21 protein-coding genes are annotated in these 25,359 nt (G+C 59.9%); 19 read left to right on the top strand and 2 right to left on the bottom strand.

All coding sequences use genetic code 11. The annotated features are described in order from the left end of the window. Positions 1 to 129 precede the first annotated feature (129 nt). Positions 130 to 1,431: an MFS transporter gene (locus ELE36_RS14075; RefSeq protein ID WP_129834340.1), complete on the top strand. Its 1,302-nt coding sequence runs from the start codon at positions 130 to 132 to the stop codon at positions 1,429 to 1,431. A gap of 193 nt (positions 1,432 to 1,624) precedes the next feature. Continuing rightward, positions 1,625 to 3,154 (top strand): lytic transglycosylase domain-containing protein, encoded by a 1,530-nt coding sequence (locus ELE36_RS14070; protein WP_165371616.1) that lies wholly within the window; start codon positions 1,625 to 1,627, stop codon positions 3,152 to 3,154. A 17-nt stretch (positions 3,155 to 3,171) separates the two neighbouring features. Here ELE36_RS14070 and asd read toward each other — a convergent pair whose 3' ends face one another. Then, the gene (gene asd, locus ELE36_RS14065; RefSeq protein ID WP_129834336.1) at positions 3,172 to 4,017 is read right to left on the bottom strand and encodes an archaetidylserine decarboxylase; all 846 of its coding nucleotides are present in this window, start codon (positions 4,015 to 4,017) and stop codon (positions 3,172 to 3,174) included. Positions 4,018 to 4,023: 6 nt separating this feature from the next. Continuing rightward, entirely contained in the window at positions 4,024 to 4,662 is a 639-nt protein-coding gene (locus ELE36_RS14060) for an SCO family protein (RefSeq protein WP_165371615.1), read from the bottom strand. Between the two features lie 89 nt (positions 4,663 to 4,751). On the opposite strand from ELE36_RS14060, the gene prmB reads away from it, so the two are divergent. The 17 genes from prmB to ELE36_RS13975 all read left to right on the top strand — a co-directional run bounded on the left by prmB (position 4,752) and on the right by ELE36_RS13975 (position 25,250). After that, positions 4,752 to 5,669, top strand: coding sequence for a 50S ribosomal protein L3 N(5)-glutamine methyltransferase (gene prmB, locus ELE36_RS14055; RefSeq protein WP_129834332.1), 918 nt, complete (start codon positions 4,752 to 4,754; stop codon positions 5,667 to 5,669). Positions 5,670 to 5,729: 60 nt separating this feature from the next. Then, positions 5,730 to 6,845: a chorismate synthase gene (gene aroC / locus ELE36_RS14050; protein ID WP_129834330.1), complete on the top strand. Its 1,116-nt coding sequence runs from the start codon at positions 5,730 to 5,732 to the stop codon at positions 6,843 to 6,845. Between the two features lie 111 nt (positions 6,846 to 6,956). Further along, the gene (locus ELE36_RS14045) at positions 6,957 to 7,985 is read left to right on the top strand and encodes an aspartate-semialdehyde dehydrogenase (RefSeq protein WP_129834328.1); all 1,029 of its coding nucleotides are present in this window, start codon (positions 6,957 to 6,959) and stop codon (positions 7,983 to 7,985) included. Between the two features lie 94 nt (positions 7,986 to 8,079). Then, a complete protein-coding gene (locus tag ELE36_RS14040) occupies positions 8,080 to 10,662 on the top strand; it encodes a motility hub landmark protein FimV (RefSeq protein WP_129834326.1) in 2,583 nt (860 codons plus the stop codon). Positions 10,663 to 10,790: 128 nt separating this feature from the next. Next, complete coding sequence (truA, locus tag ELE36_RS14035) at positions 10,791 to 11,561, top strand: tRNA pseudouridine(38-40) synthase TruA (RefSeq protein ID WP_129834324.1); 771 nt, start codon at positions 10,791 to 10,793, stop codon at positions 11,559 to 11,561. Next, positions 11,549 to 12,184 carry a phosphoribosylanthranilate isomerase gene (locus ELE36_RS14030; protein ID WP_207215786.1) on the top strand — a complete coding sequence of 212 codons (636 nt, stop codon included), beginning with the start codon at positions 11,549 to 11,551 and terminating at the stop codon, positions 12,182 to 12,184. The genes truA and ELE36_RS14030 overlap by 13 nt, the downstream gene beginning before the upstream one ends. 34 nt (positions 12,185 to 12,218) lie before the next feature. Then, on the top strand, positions 12,219 to 13,403 hold the full coding sequence (trpB, locus tag ELE36_RS14025) for a tryptophan synthase subunit beta (protein ID WP_129836894.1): 1,185 nt from the start codon (positions 12,219 to 12,221) through the stop codon (positions 13,401 to 13,403). Positions 13,404 to 13,461: 58 nt separating this feature from the next. Continuing rightward, entirely contained in the window at positions 13,462 to 14,931 is a 1,470-nt protein-coding gene (locus ELE36_RS14020) for a class I SAM-dependent methyltransferase (RefSeq protein ID WP_129834320.1), read from the top strand. A 74-nt stretch (positions 14,932 to 15,005) separates the two neighbouring features. Then, positions 15,006 to 15,842, top strand: a complete 837-nt coding sequence (gene trpA, locus ELE36_RS14015) for a tryptophan synthase subunit alpha (protein WP_129834318.1) — start codon at positions 15,006 to 15,008, stop codon at positions 15,840 to 15,842. Between the two features lie 76 nt (positions 15,843 to 15,918). Next, positions 15,919 to 16,782: an acetyl-CoA carboxylase, carboxyltransferase subunit beta gene (accD, locus tag ELE36_RS14010; protein ID WP_129836892.1), complete on the top strand. Its 864-nt coding sequence runs from the start codon at positions 15,919 to 15,921 to the stop codon at positions 16,780 to 16,782. A 52-nt stretch (positions 16,783 to 16,834) separates the two neighbouring features. After that, positions 16,835 to 18,124 (top strand): bifunctional tetrahydrofolate synthase/dihydrofolate synthase, encoded by a 1,290-nt coding sequence (gene folC / locus ELE36_RS14005; RefSeq protein ID WP_129834316.1) that lies wholly within the window; start codon positions 16,835 to 16,837, stop codon positions 18,122 to 18,124. A 60-nt stretch (positions 18,125 to 18,184) separates the two neighbouring features. Beyond that, the gene (locus ELE36_RS14000; protein ID WP_129834314.1) at positions 18,185 to 19,132 is read left to right on the top strand and encodes an SPOR domain-containing protein; all 948 of its coding nucleotides are present in this window, start codon (positions 18,185 to 18,187) and stop codon (positions 19,130 to 19,132) included. Positions 19,133 to 19,157: 25 nt separating this feature from the next. Further along, a complete protein-coding gene (locus ELE36_RS13995) occupies positions 19,158 to 19,766 on the top strand; it encodes a CvpA family protein (protein ID WP_242512276.1) in 609 nt (202 codons plus the stop codon). 300 nt (positions 19,767 to 20,066) lie between these two features. Further along, the gene (purF, locus tag ELE36_RS13990) at positions 20,067 to 21,545 is read left to right on the top strand and encodes an amidophosphoribosyltransferase (protein ID WP_129834312.1); all 1,479 of its coding nucleotides are present in this window, start codon (positions 20,067 to 20,069) and stop codon (positions 21,543 to 21,545) included. A gap of 181 nt (positions 21,546 to 21,726) precedes the next feature. After that, a complete protein-coding gene (locus tag ELE36_RS13985; RefSeq protein WP_242512275.1) occupies positions 21,727 to 22,554 on the top strand; it encodes a ferritin-like domain-containing protein in 828 nt (275 codons plus the stop codon). Beyond that, positions 22,551 to 23,762 carry a hypothetical protein gene (locus tag ELE36_RS13980; protein ID WP_129834310.1) on the top strand — a complete coding sequence of 404 codons (1,212 nt, stop codon included), beginning with the start codon at positions 22,551 to 22,553 and terminating at the stop codon, positions 23,760 to 23,762. The genes ELE36_RS13985 and ELE36_RS13980 overlap by 4 nt, the downstream gene beginning before the upstream one ends. 72 nt (positions 23,763 to 23,834) lie before the next feature. After that, the gene (locus ELE36_RS13975; RefSeq protein ID WP_129834308.1) at positions 23,835 to 25,250 is read left to right on the top strand and encodes a hypothetical protein; all 1,416 of its coding nucleotides are present in this window, start codon (positions 23,835 to 23,837) and stop codon (positions 25,248 to 25,250) included. The last annotated feature ends 109 nt before the right edge of the window (positions 25,251 to 25,359 follow it).

Raw genomic sequence — 25,359 nt, 5'->3', positions numbered from 1 at the left:
CACAACACATTTTCGATGCCGCGTTTGGCCGCGTAATCGATTGTAAGCATGGTTGCGGACATCTTGCGTCGACGACGACTTTGCGTGTGTACTGCACGCCATGCATGGTGATTGGCTGACTGTCGAAAAATGAGTGCGGTGGTTCCCGACGGCGGCATGTTGCGCGCTCTGCGTTCGCGCAATTACCGGCTGTTTTTTGCCGGCCAGCTGATCTCGCTGATTGGCACGTGGATGCAGACCGTGGCGCAATCCTGGCTGGTCTACAGCCTGACCGGCTCGACCGCCTTGCTGGGTCTGGTCGGATTCTGCAACCAGATTCCGGTGTTCCTGCTGGCCACGATCGGCGGCACGGTCGCTGATCGTTTCCCCAAACGCACCATCCTGCTATGCACGCAGAGCGCATCGATGCTGCTTGCCTCGGTGCTCGCGGCATTAACCTTGAGCGGGGCCGTGCAGGTCGAACATGTATTCGTGCTCGCGTCGTTGCTCGGCGTATGCAACGCGTTTGATATTCCGACACGCCAGTCGTTCATCGTCGAAATGGTCGGCAAGCCTGATCTGATGAACGCGATCGCGCTGAACTCATCGATGTTCAACGGCGCGCGCTTGCTCGGCCCTGCGCTGGCCGGTGTGTTGGTCACGAGTATCGGCGAAGGCTGGTGCTTCCTGCTGAACGCGCTGAGTTACATTGCCGTGCTGACCGGCCTGTTGCTGATGCGTTTGCCGGCGGCGATGGTGACACGCAAGCACGGTTCGCCGCTCGCGGACATCCTCGAAGGATTTCGATTTGTCGCAACCACGCGACCGATCCGATCGTTGCTGCTGTTGCTCGGTGGCATGAGTCTGCTCGGCATGCCGTACACCGTGCTGATGCCGGTGTTCGCGGCGAAGATTCTGCACGGCAACGCCTACGAACTCGGCTGGCTCATGAGTTCAGCCGGACTCGGCGCGCTGATCGGTGCGTTGTTGCTCGCGCGTCGCAGCCGGCTCAAGGGACTCGGCAACTGGGTATTCCGTGCCGCACTCGGATTTGGTCTCGGCCTGATCGCGTTTTCGTTTTCGCGTTCGCTACCGTTGTCGATGGCGCTGCTGGTCGTGGTCGGCTTGTGCATGATGTTGCAGATGGCGAGCTGCAATACGCTGATTCAATCCTTGTGCCCCGATGCATTACGCGGCCGCGTGATGGCGGTGTACGCGATGATGTTCATGGGCATGGCGCCGATCGGTGCGTTGCTCGCGGGGTTTTTTGCCGGACATATCGGTGCGCCCGCAACGGTGGCGATCGGCGGTATCGCATCGGTGATCATCGCCGTGTTGTTCGGCTTGCATCTGCCGCAGTTTCCCGTTTCCGCGCATGAAATGCTGGTCGGCACGGCTGCCGCGACGCAGCCCCTCGCACAAAACGAGGCGCAAAGCCCTGACGTACGCTGAACGGCATTGCCACGCCATGCTTGTCGGTTCGCGCCTGCATGTGTACCTTGCGGGCATGGTCTTGCTGCGCTCGCGCCATCGATTCTTCTTGTCGCGCAGAGCGATCAAATACGGCACGAATGGCGCGGAAAAAACGCGAAATGCGTGCGTCGCGCAAAAATTCCCTTCATCGATTTTTACTCAGAGCTTCTTGATGACATATTTTCGTTCGGTTTTGTGTGGTTCCATTTTCGCCGTGCTCGCCGGTTGTGCGGGCCAGCCAGGCAACAATAGCGCGCGTCGTGTTCCGGGCCGTCCCACGGTGGAAACGGCGGCGAGTTTGTATGCGCGGCTGGATGTCGACAACAAGAATTTCAACGCTGCCACGGCATCGCCGCAAGCTGATCCCGCCGTTGCGCTGAAAGACGCGCAGGCGGCGCGCGACGACGTGCAGGATTCCGCGAAACGTTGCGCCGCGATCAAAGGTTGCGACGTGCAGCGATTCAGCAGCGCGCTGGAACGCATGCCCGCACCCGAAAGTTTGCTCGCCGCGAGCGATCAATCGACCACCACGCCTGAAGCCACCACCACGCAGGGCGAGAATTCGCCGGTATCCGAATCGCTGCCGGAAATCGGGCATTCGATCACGCTGTTGAAAGGTCGCGATCTGTCCGAAGTGATGACCTTGAACGGCCCGGTCAAGGTCGCGCTCGAAGAGTGGCTGACGTCGTTGCGTCCCAATCTGATGGACACCTACGAAAACTACGAATACCTGCGTTACCAGATGTGGCCGGAATATCAGAAGGCCGGTCTGCCCGAGGCGCTGTTGTTCGGCATCATGGCCAAGGAGTCTGGCGGTCGTGTGCACGCGTTGTCACGCTCGGGCGCGGCGGGTTTGCTGCAATTCATGCCGGCCACTGGGCAGCGTTTCGGACTCGGCGTGGTCGATGGTTTCGATCAACGTTTTGACCCGGCGATGTCAGCGCGCGCCAACGCGGCGTACCTCAACGAACAACTCGCGGTGTTCAACAATAATCTCGAGTTCGTCATCGCCGCCTACAACGGCGGCGAGGGGCGAGTAGGGCGCCTCGCCGCTAGTAGGCCCGACGCGAGTTTCTGGGATCCGAAAGTCTATTACGAACTGCCGCCGGAAACGCGCGATTACGTGCCGGTGGTGCTGGCCGCGGCATGGCTGTTCTTGCATCCCGAACGCTACAACCTGCAGTTTCCGAAACTCGATACGCGGCCCGGTAAAATCAACCTGCAGCATGCCACATCGCTGGCTGAACTCGCGGTGTGTCTCGGCCAGGAAGGCAACCTGCACGACGGCTGGTTTCGCACATTACGCAACATGAATCCGGCCTACGATTCGCGCACCGTGCTGCCCGCGAGCACGCCGATCAATGTGCCGTTGCAACTGGTCGCACTCTACGAAAAATCCTGCATGTCGGGTCTATGGATGACACTCGCCAGCGATCTGCACAGCGCGGTATTAAGCACGCCAGTGAGCATACCAGCCGCGGTAACTGCATCACGCAGCAGCGCGGCGAAAGCGCCCGCGCGCGCTGCGCAAACGTCATCGCAAACCTATGTCGTGCGCCGTGGCGAAACGCTCAGCGCGATCGCGCGCAAGCTCGGCTGCCGTGACGCGCGCACGCTCGCCGAAGCCAATCACATCAAGCCGAACGGCTATACCGATATTCGTGCGGGCAAGGTGTTGCAGGTGAGTGTTTGCACGCAGTAAGAGCTGGATAGTCGAAATTACAAGTTACGCATGCCCAGCCGCTGCCCTAACCGCACCGGCTGCGCAGCCTGCAGGCTTGGCTCAAGCGTGACGCTCGCCGCAGGAAACAACACGATCACGGTGGAGCCCATATTAAAACGGCCGAGTTCGATATCGCGTTCGAGCTGGATGCCGCGGCCCTGATAATTCCGCGTCACGATGCGGTTGCTGTACGGCGGAATTTCGAGTCCGCGCCAGACGGTTTCGACGCTCGATACGAGCATCGCACCCACCAGCACGACAGCGAACGGGCCGTGCTCGCTGTCAAAATGGCAGACCAGTCTTTCGTTGCGCGCGAACAATCGCGGCACCGCTTCGACCGCGAACGGGGCGACGCTGAACAATCGTCCGGGCACATGCACGGTTTCGACCAGGGTGCCGCTCAACGGCATGTGCATGCGGTGGTAATCGCGCGGTGAAAGATAAATCGTGGCGAAACTGCCATCACGATAAATCGCGGCGCGCTCGGCGTCTGCGAGCAATTCGGTGGCGCTGTAGTCCTGACCCTTGGCTTGAAAAATCCGGCCCTCGTGAATCGGTCCGAGCTGGCTGATGCAACCGTCGGCTGGCATCGCGACCGCTCGCGCATCGGTATCGATTGACCGCGCCCCGGGTTTCAGTGCGCGCGTGAAAAACGCATTGAAACTCGAGTAAGCCGTGCAATCCGGTTCGGCGGCTTCGCTCATGTCGACGGCGTAGCTTTTCACGATTTTCCGGATCAGCATGTTTTTCCACCAGCGCGCGCGCCAGCGCGTGGCCCAGTACACGAGACGCGACAGGGCGCGATGCGGCAGCAGGTATTGCAGCAGAACCGATGGACTCATCGTCGTTTATTCCGGTTTGAGCAAGGTTTGCAGGTCGGCAACGATAATCGGCGCCGACAGCGGCGGGCGGAACATACCGGCTACTTGCGCCTGCGGATTGACGATCACCACCGAGGCGCTGTGATCGACCTCGACATTGCCCTTCGCATCCACCCCACGCGTGAACATCTGGCCGGTGCCGCGCGTGACTAGCGTGAGTTGTTCGTCGCTACCGGTCGCGGCGATGAAATCCGCGCTGAAGAACGCCACGTATTTGCTCAGTTGCTCGGGCGTATCGCGCTGCGGATCGACCGAAATGAAATCGATCTGGATGCGCTGGTTCAGTCCGAGTTTGACGAGTTCGGCCCAAGCCTGCTTGAACACGGCCAGCGTGGTCGGGCAAACATCCGGGCAGCTGGTGTAGCCGAAGAAAATCAGCGTCCAATGACCGCGCCAGTCGGCTTTGGTCAGCGGCTTGCCGTTGGCTTGGGTGAGAGTGAAATCTGGAATTTCGCGCGCCTGCGGATACAGTAATGCCGCCTGCAGCGGCGGTTGTTTCGGCGTGCTGAAATAACGTTGCGCGACAAACAGGCCGAGGCCGCAAGCAAAGGCCGCGATCAGGATCAACGCGATGGACGGGATGCGGGTTGTAGATGATTGAGTCATCCGCCGATTATAGCTGGTGCGCTCCATCGACCGGCGTTTTGCGCCGAGTTTCCTTATACTTGGCGTCTTTGACCGACTTTGGAAACACCGTGACCGACCAGCTTGCCAGCATCATCGACTTTATCCGCTACGGCGCCAGCCGCTTTGCGGCGGCGGGCCTGACCTTCGGCCACAACTACGACAACGCGCTGGATGAATCCACCCAGCTTGTATTGCACACCTTGCATCTGCCGCACGATATGCCGCCAGTGTACGGCCAGGGCCGATTGGTCGAGGCCGAGCGCAAGCAATTGCTGGCACTGATCGAACGTCGCATCAGCGAGCGCAAGCCGGTCGCGTATCTCACGGGTGAGGCTTGGTTTGCCGGCATGTCGTTCAAGGTCGACGAAAGAGTGCTGGTGCCGCGTTCGCCGATTGCCGAGTTGATCGAAAGCGGTTTCGAGCCATGGCTCGAAGGTCGTGAAGTTACCCGTGCGATGGATCTTTGCACGGGCTCAGGCTGCATCGGCATCGCGATAGCTGAATACAACCCGGATTGGCAGGTGGATTGTGTCGATATCAGCGAGGACGCGCTCGAACTCGCGCGCGAAAACGCTGCAATGCACAACCTGCAGCGTCGTGTGCGCGTGCTGCGTTCGGATCTGTTCGCCGCGATTGGCGATCTGCGTTATGAACTCATCGTCAGCAACCCGCCGTATGTCACCGAGCAGGAATATGACGACTTGCCGCCAGAATATGGTCATGAACCCGCGCTAGGTTTGAAGGCTGGCTACGACGGGCTGGATTTCGCGCTGCGAATTCTGCAAGCTGCACCGCAGCATCTGAGCGATGACGGTGTGCTGGTGGTCGAAGTAGGCGATAGCGAGCATGCGTTGGTCGAGTTGTTGCCGACCGTGCCGTTCGTCTGGGTCGAGTTCAAGGTCGGGCCGATGGGCGTGTTCGTGATCGAGCAGCGCGATCTGCTCAAACATCGCAAGGATATCGAGGCCGCCATCGCGGCGCGCTGAAGCATTTATAAAACCGTTTCGCTGAACGAAACGGACGTCGCATTCACTACAGGAAACTCGGTGTCGCATAACACGTTCGGAAAAATTCTCTGTGTCACCACGTTCGGCGAAAGCCACGGTCCGGCAATCGGTTGTGTGATCGACGGCTGCCCGCCAGGCATCGCGATCACGGCAGAGGACTTTCGCCACGATCTCGATCGTCGCGCCACCGGCAAATCGCGGCATACCTCGCAGCGGCATGAAGAAGACGCGGTGGAAATTCTCTCGGGCGTATTCGAAGGCAAGACCACCGGCACCGCGCTGGCGCTGCTGATCCGCAACACTGACGCGCGCTCGAAGGACTACGGCAATATCGCCGAGACGTTTCGACCGGCGCATGCCGATTACACTTACTGGCACAAATACGGGATTCGCGATCATCGCGGTGGTGGACGTTCGAGCGCGCGCGAGACCACGATGCGCGTGGCCGCCGGCGTCATTGCAAAAAAATGGCTGCATGAACATTTCGGCATTTCGGTGCGCGGTTATCTCGCGCAAATCGGCCCGCACACCCCGGCGGCTTTCGACTGGTCGGTGGTCGAGGACAATGCGTTTTTCTGGCCTGATGCGGCGATGGTCGCAACGCTGGAAAGTTACATGGATGCGCTGCGCAAATCCGGCGATTCGATCGGCGCACGCGTCAACGTCGTGGCGAACAATGTGCCGCCGGGTTGGGGCGAGCCGATTTACGGCAAACTCGATGCCGAACTCGCCGCAGCCTTGATGAGCATCAACGCGGTCAAGGGTGTGGAGATCGGCGCGGGTTTCGAATCTGTCGCGCAGCACGGCAGCCAGCATCGCGATGAAATGACGCCGCAAGGTTTTCTGTCGAACCATGCCGGCGGCATTCTCGGCGGCATTTCCAGTGGTCAGGATGTTTGCGTGAGCATCGCGCTGAAACCGACATCGAGTCTGCGTTTGCCGGGTCGCGGCGTGAACCTCGCGGGCGAGGCGACCGAAGTCATCACCACCGGCCGCCACGATCCGTGCGTCGGCATTCGCGCCACGCCAATCGCCGAGGCGATGGTCGCGCTGGTGCTGATGGATCAGGCGTTGCGCCATCGCGCGCAATGCGGCGATGTCGGTGTGATGTCGCCGCTGATTTCGGCGTCCGTCGCGGGCGCCAAACCGGAGTAACAGCGCGGCTGAGGCGGCATTCGCAGCACGCAAAAAATCAACATGGTCAGGCACGCACAACACTGACTTTTCAATGGCAAATTCGCAATCAGCACGGGAACAGAAACAGCAATGAGCAAGAAGGCGAGCTATAAAATTGCAATGGTCGGCGCCACCGGCGCAGTGGGCGAAACCGTGTTGAGCATTCTGCACGAGCGCGCGTTCCCGATCAGCGAATTGGTTGCGCTCGCCAGCGAACGTTCGGCGGGCAGCACCATCGAGTTCGGCGCGCGCAGCATCACCGTGCAGAATCTCGATAACTACGATTTCAGCGGTGTCGATATCGCGTTCTTCTCGGCCGGCGGTTCGGTCAGTCGCAAGCACGCGCCGCGTGCCGCAGCGGCGGGCGCGGTGGTGATCGACAACACCTCGGAGTTTCGCTACCAAGACGATATTCCACTCGTGATCAGCGAGGTCAATCCGCACGCGATCGCGCAGTACAAAAAACACGGCATCATCGCTAATCCGAATTGCTCAACGATGCAGATGCTCGTAGCACTTGCGCCGATCCATCATGCGGTCGGCATCACGCGCATCAATGTGGCGACCTATCAATCGGTCTCCGGCGCCGGACGCTCCGGGCTGGACGAACTCGCCAAGCAGACGGCGGCGATGCTCAACGGCCAGGAATTTCCACCGGCCAAGTTCAGCGCGCAGATCGCGTTCAATGTCATTCCGCACATCGACGATTTCCAGGACAACGGCTACACCAAGGAAGAAATGAAAATGGTCTGGGAGACGCGCAAGATTTTCGAGGACGAAACGATCCAGGTGAATCCGACCGCAGTGCGCGTGCCGGTGTTCTACGGCCATGCCGAAGCTGTGCATATCGAAACGCGCGACAAGATCAGCGCCGAACAGGCGCGCGCATTATTGGAAACGACGTCGGGCGTGGTGGTGGTGGACGAGCGCAAGGCAGGCGGCTATCCGACGCCGGTGTCACATGCGGCTGGGCAGGACCCGGTTTTTGTCGGCCGCATTCGCGAGGATATCTCGCACGTTCACGGTCTCAATCTGTGGATTGTGTCGGACAATATTCGCAAAGGAGCGGCGCTGAATGCGGTTCAGATCGCCGAGCTATTGGTTAAAAGCTATTTGTAAACTATAGTTACGTGCATGTGGTGAGACTTTTTCGAGTATTTTTGTAGTAGGGTGACGTCCGGTTTCGGATACGGGTTTTTGGGGAGAGTACGGAATGAATGCACCAATCAAGCTGTCGCTCGCCATCGCGCTGGCGTTGGGTGGAACCAATGTCTGGGCGCTGGGCCTGGGTGCCATCCAGGTCAAGTCCGGTCTGAATCAACCGCTGATCGCCGAAATTCCGGTCACCGTCAGCTCGCCTGGCGAAGCCGCCGAGTTGGCCGTATCGCTGGCGAACGACGAGGATTTTGCACGCGTAGGCTTGTCTCGCGGCAGAGTCGGCGCGGCGCTGCAATTCGCTGTCGTGACCCAACCGCAGGGCGGTACGGTGATCCAGGTCACCAGCACCGAAAACGTGCGCGAGCCGTATCTGGATTTCCTGATACAGGCCAACTGGGCCAAGGGCAAGCTGCTGCGCGAGTACACCGTGCTGCTTGATCCGCCAGTGACTGCACCGGCAGCCAAGTCCTCGATCGCGGCTGTTAGCAAACCAGCGCCCGCGCCAGTCGTAGCCAAGACGCCGGCAATCGTGCCGGGCGACACGGCGCCGGCGAAAGTGCGCCAGCCGGCATCCGCGCCAGCTCCGGCCGCTCCGGTAGCCGCAGCCAAAGCACCTGCTGCTGCACCGGCAAGTGCGCCGATCACCGGCAAGGAGTTTGGTCCGGTCACCAGCGGTTCCGCCCTGAGCCAAGTGGCGCAGGCCGTGCGCGGCGACAGTTCCACCGATCTCAATCGCCTCATGCTGGCTTTGTACAAGGCCAATCCGCAGGCGTTCTTCAAACCCAATATCAATGCGCTGAAAACCGGCGCGGTCTTGCGCATTCCGTCGGCTGATGAAATTCAGGCGATCGGATCGCTGCGTGAAGCCGCGGCACAAGTGAACAGCCAGGCGCACGACTGGGCGTCGGGCGCCCAGCCGACGATGGTCGCCGGTGGTCAAACCGATGTTTCGAGCAAAACCGACAAAGCGCCGGCCAAGGCCGATGCTGGCGGCAAGAAAGGCGTGAGCGAGCGCCTTGCGCTGGTGCCGCCACGTGCGGGCAAGGATGATCAAGGCAAGGCTGATCAGCCCGGTGCTGCCGGTCACGGCAAGACTGTTGCCAGCAACGGCAGTGTCGCCGAGTTGGCGCGCGCACAGGAAAGTCTGGTCGCGCGTGAGCACGAAGCTGCCGAGCTGAAATCGCGCTTGAAAGATCTCGAAGACATCAAAAGCAAGAACGATCGCCTGATCAGCCTGAAAGATTCGGAAATTGCGGAACTGCAGCGCAAGCTCAAGGATACGCAGGACGCAGCGACCAAGGCCGCTGCGACGGCTGCCGTGAAACCCGCGCCAAGTGCGCCGGTTGTTGCTGATGTCAAACCTACCGATGCCAAGCCCGCTGATGCCAAGCCCGCTGATGCCAAGCCCGCGGTCGATAGCAAACCGATCACTGCAGTGGCGCCTGTTGTTGTACCGCCGCCTGCGATGGCGCCGGTTCTGACCGACGCTGAAAAAGCCAAGGCTGCGGCCGCGAATGCTGCGGTTACTCCGTCACCGGCAAGCAAATCCGATACAACGCCTCCGGCAACGGTAGCGGCGGTGCCGCCAGTAACGGCGATCACGCCGACGCCTGCCACGCCGCCGGTCACCACGCCGCCGCCAGCACCGAGTTCGCCGCCGCTCGCGGATGTAACTCCGGCTACAACAACGCCAAGTGCCAGCAGCGAAGCGCCGCACGTCACCCCGCCCGCGCCGATTGCGGTCGTGCCGCCCGCCAAGCCTGCACCGGTTGCCGCCAAACCTGCAGTAACCACGCCCGTCGTAGCCGATGAGCCTTGGTACAAAAACACCTTGATCCTGTCGGGTGCGGGTGCGCTGTTGCTGATCATCGGACTGTTCGCGTTATTGCGTTCGCGCAAGCCGGCCACGCCGATCCGCCCGGTTCGCGAAACCGGATTGAGCGATGATCTGGATATGCCGCATGCGCAGGACGAGGAAGAGCATGCCTTGCTCGAAGATCTCGCGCGTCATCCTGACGACATTGATCGTCACCTCGAATTGCTGAGCCTGTATTACGCGCATCGTGACGTCGCCAAGTTTGAATCGGCAGCGCAGGCGATGCATGCGCAGATCACTGATCCGAGTCAGCTCGAATGGCAACAGGTGAAGGCGATGGGCGCGGAACTTGCGCCGACGCATCCGTTGTTCGCCGACGCCGAATACCACGCGCACTACGCGTCGGATCGTGACGATGCCGAGCTCGACCACGATATCGCGCCGATGCCGGATCACAGCCACGATTACGCCCCGGAAAAAGCGGCGGCATGGTCTGCTCCGGTGGCGCACGACGCAGTGACACAACCGCACTTGCATCATCTGGACAGCGACGAACTCGACTTGCCGCTGCACCATGATTTTGATGTCACTCCCACCAGTCATGACCTTGTCGATATGGACGAACCCGAACACGACCATGCGGTTCCGTTGCACGAGCCGCTGGCGCTTGAAGAAGCCATCGTTACCAAGCTCGATCTGGCTCGCGCCTACCTCGATATGGGTGATCCCGACGGCGCGCGCAGCATGATCGAAGAAGTGATCGCCGAAGGTAACGAGACGCAAAAACAGGAAGCACGCAAGCTGCTCGAAGAAGTCAGATAAGGCGATTCGCCTGCGCTGCAACGAAGCCCGGCATGTCCGGGTTTCGTTTTTTGCGCGGTTCGATTTTCGTCTTCGTCACGCCAGAAACGTTACAATCTCGGGTCTGGTTTTAATGGCGGAGAGTTTTCTTGCGTATCGCGTTGGGTGTCGAATACGACGGCACCGACTTCCTCGGTTGGCAGCGCCAGCAGCATGGCCCGAGCGTGCAAGCGACGCTCGAGCGCGCGCTGAGTTTTGTCGCCGATGCGCCGATCGAAGTCGTCTGTGCCGGGCGCACCGACGCCGGCGTGCATGCGCGGTGCCAGGTCGTGCATTTCGATACTAAGGCCGAACGTGCGCCGCGTGGCTGGATGCTGGGTGTGAGTTCTCGCCTGCCCGACAGCGTATGCGTGTTATGGGCTCAAACCGTGAGCGAGGATTTTCATGCGCGCTTCGGTGCGCGGGCGCGGCGCTATCGTTATGTGATTTTGAATCGCCGCGTGCGGCCCGCGCTGGACGCGCGTTACGTCGCGTGGGAGCGCCAGGCGCTGGATGCGCAAGCGATGCACGACGCGGCGCAATCGCTCGTCGGCGAACATGATTTCAACGCGTTCCGCACGGTCGCTTGCCAAGCCAAATCGCCGGTGCGCACCGTGCATGAAATCAGTGTGCGGCGCGAGCACGAGCATGTGATCGTCGAGATTCAGGCGAACGCATTTTTGCATCACATGGTGCGTAACATCGTCGGCAGTCTTTTGCCGATTGGTCGTGGCGAGCAGCCCACTGATTGGCTTGCACAACTACTGGCCGGTCGTGATCGCGCTTTGGCCGGACCCACCGCCGCCGCCGCAGGTTTGACCTTCCTGCAGCCGTTGTATCCGGCGGAATCCGGTTTGGCGTTGGCCTTATGCTTGCCTTGATGCGCACGCGCGTAAAATTTTGTGGCATCACGCGCATGAACGATGCGCTGGAAGCTGCCGCGCTTGGAGTTGATGCCTTAGGTTTCGTGTTCACGCGAGAGAGCAAGCGTTACATCGCGTTGGAAAATGCCTGTGTGATTCGTGCCGCGTTGCCACCGTTCGTGGCATGCGTTGCACTTTTCATGGATGATGATGCGGTATGGGTTGCCGAGGTTTTGAAAAAATTTGGTCCGGATTATCTGCAATTCCACGGCAACGAAGACGCCGGCTATTGTGATAGTTTCGCCAGCCCTTACCTCAAGGCGATAGCGATGGGTGCGGCGCAAAATGTTGCAGCGTTTGCGGCGAAATATCCGGGTGCTGGCGGATTTCTTCTCGACAGCCATGCGGTCGGTGCAGCCGGTGGCAGCGGCGAGACGTTCGACTGGACGCGCGTGCCGCGAGATATCACGCGACCGTTGTTGCTTGCCGGCGGATTGACGCCGGATAACATTGCCGACGCGATCCGCCAGGTGCAGCCGTATGGCGTGGATGTGTCCAGTGGCATAGAAGCCGCACCGGGGATCAAGGATAGTCAGAAGATGCGAAAATTCATCGAAGAGGTAAACCGTGTCAGTGCCTGATTTGAAAGTTGAAACTGCAGTGGATTTTCACCAGATGCCCGATGCCCGCGGCCACTTCGGCCCGTACGGCGGTGTGTTTGTTGCCGAAACGCTGATGGCGCCGCTGGCCGAACTCACGGCGGCGTATTTGAAGCTGCGTGACGACGCTGCGTTCAACGCTGAACTCGAACGTGATTTGAAATATTACGTCGGCCGACCCAGCCCGATTTATCACGCCGAACGCCTGTCGAAAAAAATCGGCGGCGCGCAAATTCTGCTCAAGCGCGAGGATCTCAATCACACCGGCGCGCACAAGATCAACAACACCATCGGCCAGGTGCTGGTGGCGCGGCATATGGGCAAGCGTCGCATCATCGCCGAGACTGGCGCAGGCCAGCACGGCGTCGCCACCGCAACGGTGTGCGCGCGCATGGGCATGGACTGCGTGGTGTACATGGGCGCGACCGATATCGAGCGCCAGGCGATCAACGTCTATCGAATGAAGCTGCTCGGCGCGACGGTGATACCAGTGCATTCCGGCTCGAAGACATTGAAAGATGCGCTCAACGAAGCGTTGCGTGATTGGGTGACGAATGTCGCCGATACTTTCTACATTATCGGCACCGTGGCCGGGCCGCATCCGTATCCGATGATGGTGCGCGATTTCAACGCCGTGGTCGGTCGCGAAGCGCGCGCGCAGATGCTTGAGCAATACGGCTGTCTACCCGATGCGCTGGTAGCGTGTGTTGGCGGCGGTTCGAACGCGATCGGCTTGTTCCATGCGTTCCTGAACGATCCCGATGTCGCGATGATAGGTGCGGAAGCTGCCGGCGATGGCATCGAAACCGGACGCCATGCCGCCTCGCTTTCCGCCGGACGCCCGGGCGTGTTGCACGGCAATCGCACCTACGTGATCTGCGACGACAACGGCCAGATCACCGAAACCCATTCGATTTCCGCGGGCCTGGATTATCCCGGCGTCGGCCCTGAACACGCCTGGCTTAAGGACAGCGGTCGCGCGTTATATATCGGCGTCACTGACGACGAGGCGATGGAAGGATTCCACGCGCTGGCGTTGAACGAAGGCATCCTCGCCGCGCTCGAATCCAGCCACGCCGTGGCGCAGGGCATCAAGGTCGCGCGCGAAATGCGTCCGGATCAGTACGTGCTTGTGAACCTGTCCGGTCGTGGCGACAAGGACATGCAGACGATCGCCAATCGCGAAGGGATTACGCTTTGATCGTTGAGGTCGAAACAAGCGCGATTGCTGCCTTTTACGGTTGTCGCGTTTCCGCGGCATGAGCATCGCCGTCGTGCCGGTTCGCCTGTTCGAGCGGGTGCGCATGCTTGTCGTGCGGCACGAGGGATTTATCCACACCGAGGCGTTTGAGGAACTGGTCAGCGCAGTGTCGGCGGCATTTACCGCACTCGGCGCGCTGGTCGATGTTGCCATCAATCTGCCGCTGATCGGCGAAGGCATCAACGTGGTGTTTGGTGCCCATCTGATCGCCGCTGGAACGGTATTGCCGGCGAACTGCATTCTGATGAATCTGGAGCAATTTCCGGACGGGATATTTGCGCGCCAGCCGCACTACATCGAATTGCTCAGGCAACATCCGGTGCTCGATTATTCGCCGCGAAATGCAGCACTGATCACGCAGATCACCGGCAATGTGCATACTCACGTGCTGCGTGTCGGCTACATGCCGGTGCTGACGCGCATCACGCCAGCGTCGGTGCAGGATATCGATGTCTTGTTTTACGGCAGCATCAACGAGCGTCGGAAAAACATCCTCGATGGACTGATTGCCGCCGGGCTCAATATCAAAGTGCTGCACGGCGTTTATGGGCAGGAGCGCGACGCGTGGATTGCGCGCAGCAAGGTCGTGCTCAACATGCACTTTTACGCGAGCAAGCTGCACGAAGTCATCCGCACCTCGTACCTGTTGGCCAACAGCAAGGTGGTAGTCAGCGAATGCGATGACGATACTGAAATCGAAGACGATTTGCGTACTGCGATTGTGGCCGTTCCCTACAATCAGCTCGTGCACACGTGCCGCGAGCTGGCGCGCGATGAAACGCGGCGGCGCGCGATCGAACAGTCGGGTTTCGCGTGTTTCGCCGCGCGCGATCAAGCCGCGATACTGGCCACGCTTCTGCCGCAGCTTTCCAGTGCGCCGCCGCGTCGCATCAACCTGGGCAGCGGCAAGGCCTTCGATGCGGATTGCCTGAATATCGATGTCGATTCCAAATGGAACCCCGACATCCTCGGCGATATCAGTGCCTCGGCTGGCCTGCGGCAGATTTTTTTCAGCCGACGTTTTGGTCTGACTCGCCTGGAGCCGAACAGCTTCGACGAAATTACCGCGATGGACGTGCTCGAGCATGTTCCCGATCTGGTCGCATTGATGACGCGCTGCATTGATCTGCTGGTTGTGGGCGGTGCGATGCGAATCGGCGTGCCGTACGACCTTTCATGGGGCGCGTGGCAGGATCCTACCCATATCCGCGCATTCAACGAACGCAGCTGGTTGTATTATACGGATTGGCACTGGTATCTCGGCTGGCTCGAAGCGCGCTTCACCACGACGCAACTGCAAATGGTTTTCAACCCGGTCGGTGCCGCCATGCGCGAGCGCGGTATCGTCGACGAAGAGATTTTTCGCACACCACGCGCTGTGGACAGCATGCAGGTCGTATTGGTCAAGCGCGAATTGTCGCTCGAAGAAAAACAGAATGCGCGGCTCTGGTTCAAAGGTGTGGTGTGAAAGTTGCCGCAACCGATCCGACGACGCAGCGTACAGTTGCATCATCCACATTCATTCCCTGACTATCGATCGACATGATTCCCAGCACAGATACCAATCGCATCGATCAGCGTTTTGCCGAGCTCAAGCAACAGACGCGCGCCGGATTGATTCCATTCGTCACCGCGGGTGATCCGCATCCGGATTACACCGTGGCGATCATGCACGCGCTCGTCGCCGCGGGCGCGGACCTGATCGAACTCGGCGTGCCGTTTTCCGATCCGATGGCGGATGGCCCGGTGATCCAGCACGCCAACGAGCGCGCACTGCTCAAGCATATCGGCCTCAAAAATATCCTCGGCTGGGTCGATGAATTCAGACGTAAAGACGTCCAAACGCCGATCGTGCTGATGGGTTATCTCAATCCGATCGAGATCTACGGTTACGCGCGATTTGCCGACGATGCGGCCAACGCTGGCGTCGATGGCGTGTTGCTTGTGGATTGTCCGGTTGAAGAAGTCGATGCGGCACAAACCCTGCGCGCGCGCGGATTGCGGCAGATTTTCCTCGCGGCGCCGACGACTGATGCCAAACGTCTGCACGAGCTTTGCGATCACGCCGAGGGTTTTGTCTATTACGTGTCCTTTGCCGGCATCACCGGTGCCAGTCATCTGGATCTGGAGCCGGTCAAGGCGCGCGTCGCGGCGATCAAAAGCCTCACCAATACGCCGGTTGCTGTGGGTTTCGGCATCAAGGATGCCGCTTCCGCAGCTAGCGTTTCCGAGTTCGCCGATGCTGTGGTGATCGGCAGCGCCTTGGTCGAAACGCTCGCCGGCAGCAGCAGCGCCGATGAAGCGGCGCGTCGCGCCAGCGATTTTCTTGCACCGATTCGCGCGGCGCTCGATGCGCTGCGCACTTCCCATGCCGCGTGATACCACCGAAAATGAAAACCTCGGCGATGCGCCACCATTGGCGCCGCCGCTGGATGCTACTGGAGACGACGAACAAATGAGCTGGCTGCAAAAATTGATGCCTTCACGCATCCGCACCGAAGGTGGCGCCAAAGGCAAGGTGCCCGAAGGCTTGTGGGAAAAATGTGCCGGCTGTGCCTCGGTGCTGTATCGCCCGGAGCTGGAACGCAATCTCGAAGTGTGTCCGAAGTGTGGGCATCACCATGCGATCCGCGCACGCAAGCGGCTCGCCGCGTTTCTCGACGAAGGCAGCACGATCGAGCTCGGTGCGGAACTCGAACCGGCTGATCCGCTGCGTTTTCGCGACTCGAAAAAATACAAGGATCGCATGCTCGGCGCGCAGAAGCAGACCGGCGAAAAAGACGCGCTGATTACGCTTGCCGGCAAATTGAAAAACCAGCCGGTGGTGGCGAGCGCATTCGATTTCGCGTTCATGGGCGGCTCGATGGGTTCGGTGGTCGGCGAACGTTTTACACTCGGCGCAGAACATGCGTTGGCGCAGCGTAGCCCGTTCGTGTGTTTTTGTGCCACCGGCGGCGCGCGCATGCAAGAAGGCCTGTTCTCGCTGATGCAGATGGCCAAAACTTCGGCCGCGTTGGCGCGATTGCGCGCGGCCGGATTGCCGTATCTCGCCGTGCTCACGCACCCGACCACTGGTGGCGTATCGGCCAGCCTCGGCATGCTCGGTGATCTGAACATCGCCGAACCCAAAGCTCTGATCGGATTTGCCGGACCGCGTGTGATCGAGCAAACCGTGCGCGAAACTCTGCCGGAAGGTTTTCAACGCAGCGAATTCCTCGTCGAACACGGCGCGATCGATTTGATCATCGACCGACGCGAACAGCGTGATCGCATCGCGGCGCTACTGGCTTTGCTCATGCGTCAGCCGAAAGCGGCGTAAGTTTCGTCGATGCACGCAGTTATCGACCGCGTCGGCGCGGCGGAAAATCAATATGCCTGAAACCCTGACCGAGTGGCTGGACTACCAGCAAAACCTGCATGCGCGTGGCATCGATCTCGGCCTGGATCGCGTGCGTGCGGTCGCCGAGCGCATGCGTCTGCTGCACCCCGCGCCGCTGGTAATTACGGTCGGCGGTACCAATGGCAAAGGCTCCACGGTCGCGTTTCTCGATGCTATCTTGAGCGCTGCTGGCAAGCGTGTCGGCTGTTATACGTCGCCGCATCTTGAACGTTACAACGAGCGCGTGCGCATCGCCGGCGTCGATGTCGATGATCCCGTTTTCGTCGAAGCATTTGACGAGATCGAGGCGGCGCGTGGCGAGATCTCGCTGACCTATTTCGAATTCGGCACATTAGCCGCATTGTGGATTTTTGCGCAAAGTACACTTGATGTGGTGGTGCTCGAAGTCGGACTCGGTGGGCGGCTCGACGCGGTCAATATCATCGACGCCGATGTCGCTATCGTTACCACGATCGCACTCGATCATCAGGACTATCTCGGTGACGATCTGGCCGGCATCGCGCGCGAGAAAGCTGGCATTTTTCGCGCGCAACGTCCGGCAGTGATCGGCGAAGCGGTGCCGGTGGCGGCGCTGGTGGACGCCGCCATTGCGCGCGATTCCCAGCTGGTTCGCTGCGGTCACGAATATGATTTTGTCACCACAGCGACCGGCTGGTCGTGGAGCAGCGGTGAAACAACGCTGGAGCTGCCGTTGCCATCGCTGGATGCGGCGTGCCAATGCGCAAACGCGGCGGCGGCGATCGCCGCAGTGCATGCGCTGCGCGATCGACTCGGCTGGAATCCGCAGGCGATTACGCAGGGTGTTTATCAGGCAAATATTCCGGCGCGGCTGCAGCGGTTTTCGGGTGCCGTCGAATTCATCATTGATGTCGCGCATAACCCGCAAGCGGCAGCGATCCTGGCCGATTGGCTCGCGGCACACCCGATATCCGGACGCACGCTGGCAGTGTTCAGCGCATTGGCCGACAAGGATGTTGTCGCGATCGTGCAACCGTTGGCATCGTTTATTTCGCGCTGGTTTGTGTGCGGGCTTGAACAGCAAGCCGCGCGCGGCGCCACCGCCCGTGACGTGGCGCTGCGACTAATGACTGGCGCGCCCGCTGCCAATCACGAATGTTTCGCTGATCCTGGCACTGCACTGGCGGCGGCCTGGGGCGAAGCTCTGCCTGGCGATCGCGTATTGGCCTTCGGTTCGTTTTATCTCGCCGCTGACGCGCTGGGTTTTGCGCGCGAGCACGGCATGGCTGCCGCGGTTAAGTGATGCAGCAGGTATAATGTCGTGGACACTCGTGACTCATCATCGTTCTGAAGGATCGCATCAATGGATTCCGGTTTGAAGCAGCGCCTTCTGGGTGCCGCCGTGCTGATCGCGCTGGCGGTGATTTTTGTGCCGATGTTCCTGAGTGGACCGCCTCCAAAGCAGTCCAGCGAGACCGTAAGTCTGGATATTCCCAACGCGCCCGAGCGCAAATTCGAGACGCGAACCTTGCCGCTGGCTGTGCCCAATGCATCGGCGCCGGCATCGACCGCGCCAGTTGTACCGATCACAACAGCGCCTGCTGCGATCCCGGATAGCAATCGTGTTGCCACCGTCGATACGCATGCGCCGCCGCGTACCGATGCCGCGCCTGAAACCAATGCCACGCCAGCGAAACCGGCCACGTCGCCCGCTGTAGCGACTGCGGTGACACCAGCCTCTGCCGCCGTGAAGCCTGCGACTCCTGCAGCGACCGCTGTTGCGGAGAATGGCCGCTTCACCGTCAATCTGGGTATTTACGCGGATCGCGCGCACGCTGATGCACTCGTGCAGAACATCAAAAAACTCGGTCTGCCGGTGGTGGTCGAGGCGACCGAATATCAGGGCAAACCCGGCCAGCGCGTGCGCGTCGGACCATTCGCCGATCGCGCCTCGGCAGAGGCCGCGCGGCTGAAAATCAAGGCATCCGATGCAAAGCTGCCGCTGAGTATTTCGGAAACGGCCAGCGCGCCGGCGACGAGCGATACGCCGGTCGCGGCGTTGCCGGCCAATAAGGCCGGTGGCTGGGCGGTGCAACTCGGCGCGTTCAAGTCGGAAGACGAGGCGAACAAGTTACGCCAGCGCTGCATGACCGCGGGATTTGTCGCATTTGTCGATCGCAGCGGTAGCGCCGAGCAAGCGCTGTGGCGTGTGCGCGCCGGCCCGGAAGCGGATCGCGGTAACGCCGACAAACTGCGGACATCGCTCAAGCAGAAGCTGCAGCTCGACGGCATCGTCGTAACCCAGCCGTGAGTTTTGCGAACGCAGGATTCGATCCATGTCGACGCTGCTGAACTGGGCCGACTATTGCGTCATCGGCGTTTTGGCGCTGTCGGTCTTGATGGGATTGTGGCGCGGCTTTATCGGCGAAGTGCTCGCACTCGCTTGCTGGATTCTAGCGTTCTGGATCGCGTGGAATTTCGGCGCGGAACTCGCCGACAAATTCACCACGCCGATTCCGGTGCCGTCGGTACGCTTGATCCTCGCGTATGTGATCTGTTTTGTCGGCGTGCTGATTCTCGGCGCGCTGGTCGGATTTTTCATGCGCAAGCTGATCGCCGGTAGCGGTCTTTCCGGCAGCGATCGATTGCTCGGCATGTTTTTCGGATTGGCGCGTGGCCTGTTGCTGGTCACGTTCGCGGTGCTGATTCTTGGCTTCACGCCGTTTCCGCGCGATCCGTGGTGGCATGAATCGCAATTGCTGCCGAGCTTTCAGGCCGGCGCGGAATGGCTGTCTGCACGCCTGCCACCCAATGTCACGAAGTACCTGGATTTGCGCGGGCTGCTGCCGATACCGGCCGGTATGCCGCCAGCCACTCCCGCGCAAGCACCTGCGTCTGCTACGCCGCCAATCCCGACGCCACCAGCGCATGGCGCGACAAAGTGAAATGTAAATTTGGCAGCGCCGTACTTCATCCACATTGTGATTGCTGCTGACGGCTATATCTGATCGAAGCCGAGTTCTGTTTGAGTTAGTCACATCCCCGAACGGCATAAGCGCGGATTTTCGGTTTAACAAACATGCGCACAACGATACGGCACGGTAAAATAGGCGCAGACTATGCGAGCGGTGGCCCGGCTTCGAGCGAGAAATCGGCCTGATATACGCCCAGTTTCAACCGCCGTCCCATGCTTTGATGCATAAAAAACGCACCTTCATCGTTACCACCAATACGAGCTTTGCCCCATGTGCGGAATCATCGGAATCGTCGGCAAATCGGAAGTCGCTGGCGCGTTGTACGACGCGCTGACTGTGCTGCAACATCGCGGCCAGGATGCTGCCGGAATCGCCACCGTCGATGGCACGCGCCTGCGTTTGCACAAGGCCAATGGCTTGGTGCGCGATGTGTTCCAGCGCGATGACATGCTGCAATTGCGCGGCCATGCCGGTATCGGCCATTGCCGTTATCCGACCGCCGGTTCGGAAGGCACCGCCGAGGCACAGCCGTTATATGTCAACTCGCCATACGGCATCGCGCTCGCGCACAACGGCAACATCATCAACGCGGATAAATTGCGCCGCGAGATGGTCGAGGACGATCGTCGTCACCTGAATACCGATTCCGATTCCGAAGTGCTGCTGAATGTATTCGCGCACGAATTGCAGATTCAGGATCGCCACACGCTTACGCCCGATCATATTTTCAAGGCCGTCGCCGGCGTGCATGCCCGCGCGCGCGGCGGCTACGCAGTGATCAGTCTGCTGCTTGGTTATGGCATCGTGGCGTTTCGCGATCCGCACGGCATTCGCCCGGCTGTACTCGGCGAACGCGATACGCCGGACGGCATCGAATATGCGGTCGCGTCCGAATCGGTCGCGCTGGATATTCTGGGTTTCCGCCGCCTGCGTGATATCGCGCCAGGTGAATGTGTGTTGCTGGGATTCGATGGCAGTCTGCACACGCGCCAGTGCGCCGAATTGCAGCAACATGCGCCGTGCATTTTCGAATACGTCTACCTCGCACGCCCGGATTCGATGATTGAGGATGTCTCGGTGTACAAGGCGCGTCTGCGCATGGGCGAGCGTCTCGCGGCGAAGATTGCGCGGCTGATGCCCGATCACGATATCGACGCGATCATTCCGATTCCCGACACCGCGCGCACGGCGGCGAGTTCGCTCGCGACCGCACTCGGCGTGCCGTTCCGCGAGGGTTTCGTCAAAAACCATTACATCGGCCGCACCTTCATCATGCCCGGGCAGAGCGAGCGCGTGAAATCGGTGCGGCGCAAGCTCAATGCGATCCATCTCGAATTCCGCAACAAGGTTGTGCTGCTGGTCGACGATTCGATCGTGCGCGGCACCACGTCGAAACAGATCATCCAGATGGCACGCGATGCCGGAGCGAAAAAAGTATACTTTGCCTCGGCGGCGCCGCCGGTGCGTTATCCGAATGTCTATGGCATCGACATGCCGGTGACGGCCGAACTGGTCGCGCACGGTCGTACCGAAGCCGAAGTGCAATCCATCCTCGGTGCGGATTGGCTGGTGTATCTGGATCTTTCTGACCTGATCGGCGCGGTCGCCGAAGGCAACGAAAAGCTGACGCACTTCGATACCTCGTGTTTCTCTGGCGAGTACGTGACCGGCGTCGAGCCGACCTATCTGAGCGAGCTCGAGTTCGCGCGCTCGGATGACGCCAAGCTCAAGCGTCGCCAAGTCTCCTGAGAGTGTGAGCTTGCGGCGCTAACAAGGGCGCAACAGTTTGTGCATCCTGTCCGATTTTTGCATCGAGCCACGTTGTACACTGGACTGACTATTTTCCGTGCTACGCATGCGACTTGCGATCCTGCGGTTGAACATCGTGCCTGACGAGACAACGAATGATTCGACAACTCGAGGAAAACAAGTGAACACCATTGCAGATTCCCTCGATGCGAATCTTTTCAGCGCCGTCGGGCAGTGTCTCGACTGCACCGATCCGCAAGAAAAAATTGCACTGACAACAGCGCTGGCGAGCCGGTTTGCATCAGGCCAGTTCGATTTCGCTGACTCATCATCGCCGTCGCCGATAGCAAATCCCGGGCGTCCGTCGCGCCCGCTGCTGGTCGATCCACGCCATCTGCCGCAACGCAAACTCGGTAGCAGCGAAGGTCGTGTTGCGTTGATTCACGCCGTTGCGCATATCGAATTTAATGCCATCAACCTCGCGCTGGATGCGGTCTATCGATTCCGTGGTTTGCCGCTGGAGTATTATTTCGACTGGATCGGGATTGCCGCCGATGAAGCACGCCATTTCAGTTTGCTCAGCGCGCGTCTGGCCGAGCTTGGTTATGCCTACGGTGATTTTGACGCTCACGATGGTCTATGGGAAATGGCCGTAAAGACGGCTGGTTCATGTCTGGCGCGCATGGCGCTGGTGCCGCGTGTGCTCGAAGCGCGCGGGCTGGATGTGACGCCGGGCATGATAATGCGCTTGCGTGCGGTCGGTGATCTGCAAACCGTTGCCATCCTCGAAGTCATCCTCGATGAAGAGGTCGCGCACGTAGCTGCCGGTTCACGCTGGTTTGCGTGGTGTTGCGCGCAGATCGGCTCCGATCCGGCCAATACTTTCGATGAATTGCTCGCGCTCCATTTGCGCGGCAGCTTGCGTGGTCCGTTCAATACCGAGGCACGTCTGCGCGCCGGTTTCAGCGAGCTCGAACTTGAACGTATCGCAGCGATGGTGCCCGCGTGATACGCGCAGGTGTTTACGCGTTCGCCTTGTTCGCATGCACGCTATTACTGCTTTTTTTCGCCGCCGATGCATCGTGGCATATGCCATTGCAACCCGCGCATCGCATCACCTTGCACGGAGCGAATTTTCGCGTGGTATCCGGCGCTGGCGCACAGGACGAAGATGCGTTGAATATTGGATCGGTCGGCGATGACGATAACGCCGTGCAGACGATCGCGCTCGATCACGTCGGTGCGGATGACTATCCGGTATTGCGTTATGGCTTCGAAAATTTTCCGCGCACTCTCGAACTCTCGCTGATATTTCGTCGCGCCGATACCCCTGGCGATGTGCATGCGATCGCGCTGCCGCGCCCGGAAAACGGCACAAAAAGTTATGACCTGCGCACGATTCCAGCATGGCGCGGTGACATTCTTGAAGTCGGATTCGCCGAATTTCCGACCGCGCAACTGGTGGCCAAAGGGCAGGGTTTCCATCCATTCAACTTGATGCAGGCCGAGTTGTGGTCGCCGTCCGCCAACGGCGCGGTGTCGGCATTGTTGACCGACTGGTTTGCGCATTGGTCGTGGAGCATGCGCTCGGTGCATGCGCTCGGGCGCGATATCGATACGCCGCGCAAATTTTCGCTGGTGCTCGCGTTGGCGGTATGGAGCGCGATCGCGTTTCTACTCGGGATGCTGATTCTGCGCTGGCGCAGTCGGCAGATCGGCCTCGGCGCGTTTGTCTGCGTCGCAGCGACGTGGTTGCTGCTCGATATGAATTGGCAAAGTGGATTGTTCTGGAAGAACGGTTTGACGCGTGACATGTATGCCGGAAAATCCTGGGACGAGCGCTCACGCATGATTGCCGATGCGCCGCTGCTCGATGTCGCCGCGCGCGTTCGCGAGGCGTTACACGCCCAACCTGCGAATACCCATGTGCTGGTGGCCGATGATTCGCCCTACGAACTGTTGCGGCTGGTGTATCACCTGTTACCGGCTAACGTCGAACCGCTAGGCTGGGTGGCGGGTTTGCTCGGACACACGCCGATCGATGGCGGGCCGATTACGCATCTCGCCGAAGGTAGCGTGGTCGTTTATTACCACGTGCAGGAATCTGTATACGATGCGACTCATGCGCAATTGCACATCGGCGAACTCAGCTATCCCGTCATGCCATTACTGGAAACACGCTCGCTCAGCGTATATCGCATCAGCGGGACGCCATGAATGTGCGACTTCGCCGCGCGCCTTTTTTTGCTGGTCGCGTTCGCGCGGGCGATGCATTGCGGAGCATAAAAAATGCTTGAGATTTTGATCGCATGGTTGTTGCCGCTCCTGGCCGGAATGGGCTTGTGGCAGATTGCGCTGGGTCGCGTGCGCAGCTCTGCGCAGTGGGCCGGTGTTGTCGGTTATGGTTATCTGGTTGGAATGTTGTTGGCCGGCACATTGACGGCCGCATTGTCCAGTGACGACACCCAACATGCGTTGCGACATGCCGGGCCGGCGCTGGCATTGATCGCGGCAATCGGTTGGGCCTGGAGTTGGAAATTCGGCATTACGAGGGCGACGTTACCGTGCTATGCGCCGTTGCGTTCGTGGCATCGGGCGCTGTTTTTCTTCCTCATCGTTTTGTTGCTGATACGTGCCTTCGTCTTGCTCGATGAGGTCTGGCTGCGACCGACATTTCCATGGGATGCGTGGGCCGCCTGGGCAGTAAAACCGAAAAGCTGGTATCTGCTGGGGTCTGGCGAAAAATATGTCTCGGCATCGGTCTGGTTGGCGCAGACGGACAGCGCGTTGCGCACCACGGTCACTTGGCATTACCCAACGCTGCTGGGCTGGATGCAGGTATGGTTTGCGAGCGCGGCCGGCGAGTGGAACGAACCGATGGTCAACCTGCCGTGGGTCGGCATCTGGATCGCATTATTACTGGCCACGTATGCACAACTTCGCGAACTGAGCCTTGCGCCGCTGCGCGCCATGATCGCCATCTACGCGCTTGGCTCGCTGCCGCTTTTGAACGCGCATGTCGCGCTCGCCGGTTATGCGGATTTGTGGCTGGCCGCGTTGTTTGGCATGGCGGTGCTGGTGTGGTTGATATGGCTGCAGCAACGCCGCCCCGCGCAATTGATCGCCGCATTGGTCCTGGGACTTTGTCTGCCGGCGCTCAAGCTGGAAGGCACGGTCTGGATGGTATGTTTTTTCAGTATGGCATTCCTCGGTGTTTTGCCGCTACGCGCCCGCTGGTGGTTGATTGTCGCCACGCTTTTGATCAGCATTTTTGGTCTGGCGATTGGCGGATTCGAGCTGCCGTTGCCCGGCCTCGGGCTGGTGCGAATAGCGTGGGGCGAAATTGACATTCCGGCGATGGGCACGCTGTTGTTGCAATGGCATTCGGTCGGTCGCGAAATGTTTGCGACACTATATTCGCTGCCGAACTGGCACTTGCTGTGGTTTCTCGCGCCGCTGATTATCGTGCTGCGCTGGCGCGAATTTCCGCGCCACGAAAACATTCAATTACTCGGTAGTTTGTTGCTGTTGTGCGGGCTGTTTTTATTCGTGCTGTTTTTCTTCACCGAAGCCTCGCGCTGGGCCGAAGATTTCACCAGCGCCAACCGCCTGATCATGCATATCACGCCGGTAGTGATTACATTATTGGCGCTGCTGTTGCGCGATGTGGGCAGGGGAAATGTCTCTGAAACTACGACAACCTGATCGCAAGTTTTGCTCCGGGAAGGTATTCTTGGTGAAAGTGATGTATCGACATTGTTGCAACCCGATTTTCGATGAGATATTGTGTCAGCATTGAAAGTTCAAGGAAATT

Origin of the sequence: Pseudolysobacter antarcticus, assembly GCF_004168365.1 — a bacterium.
GTDB lineage: Bacteria > Pseudomonadota > Gammaproteobacteria > Xanthomonadales > Rhodanobacteraceae > Pseudolysobacter > Pseudolysobacter antarcticus.
The sequence above is the reverse complement of the archived record's forward strand: the minus strand, read 5'-3'. Positions and strand labels throughout refer to the sequence as shown.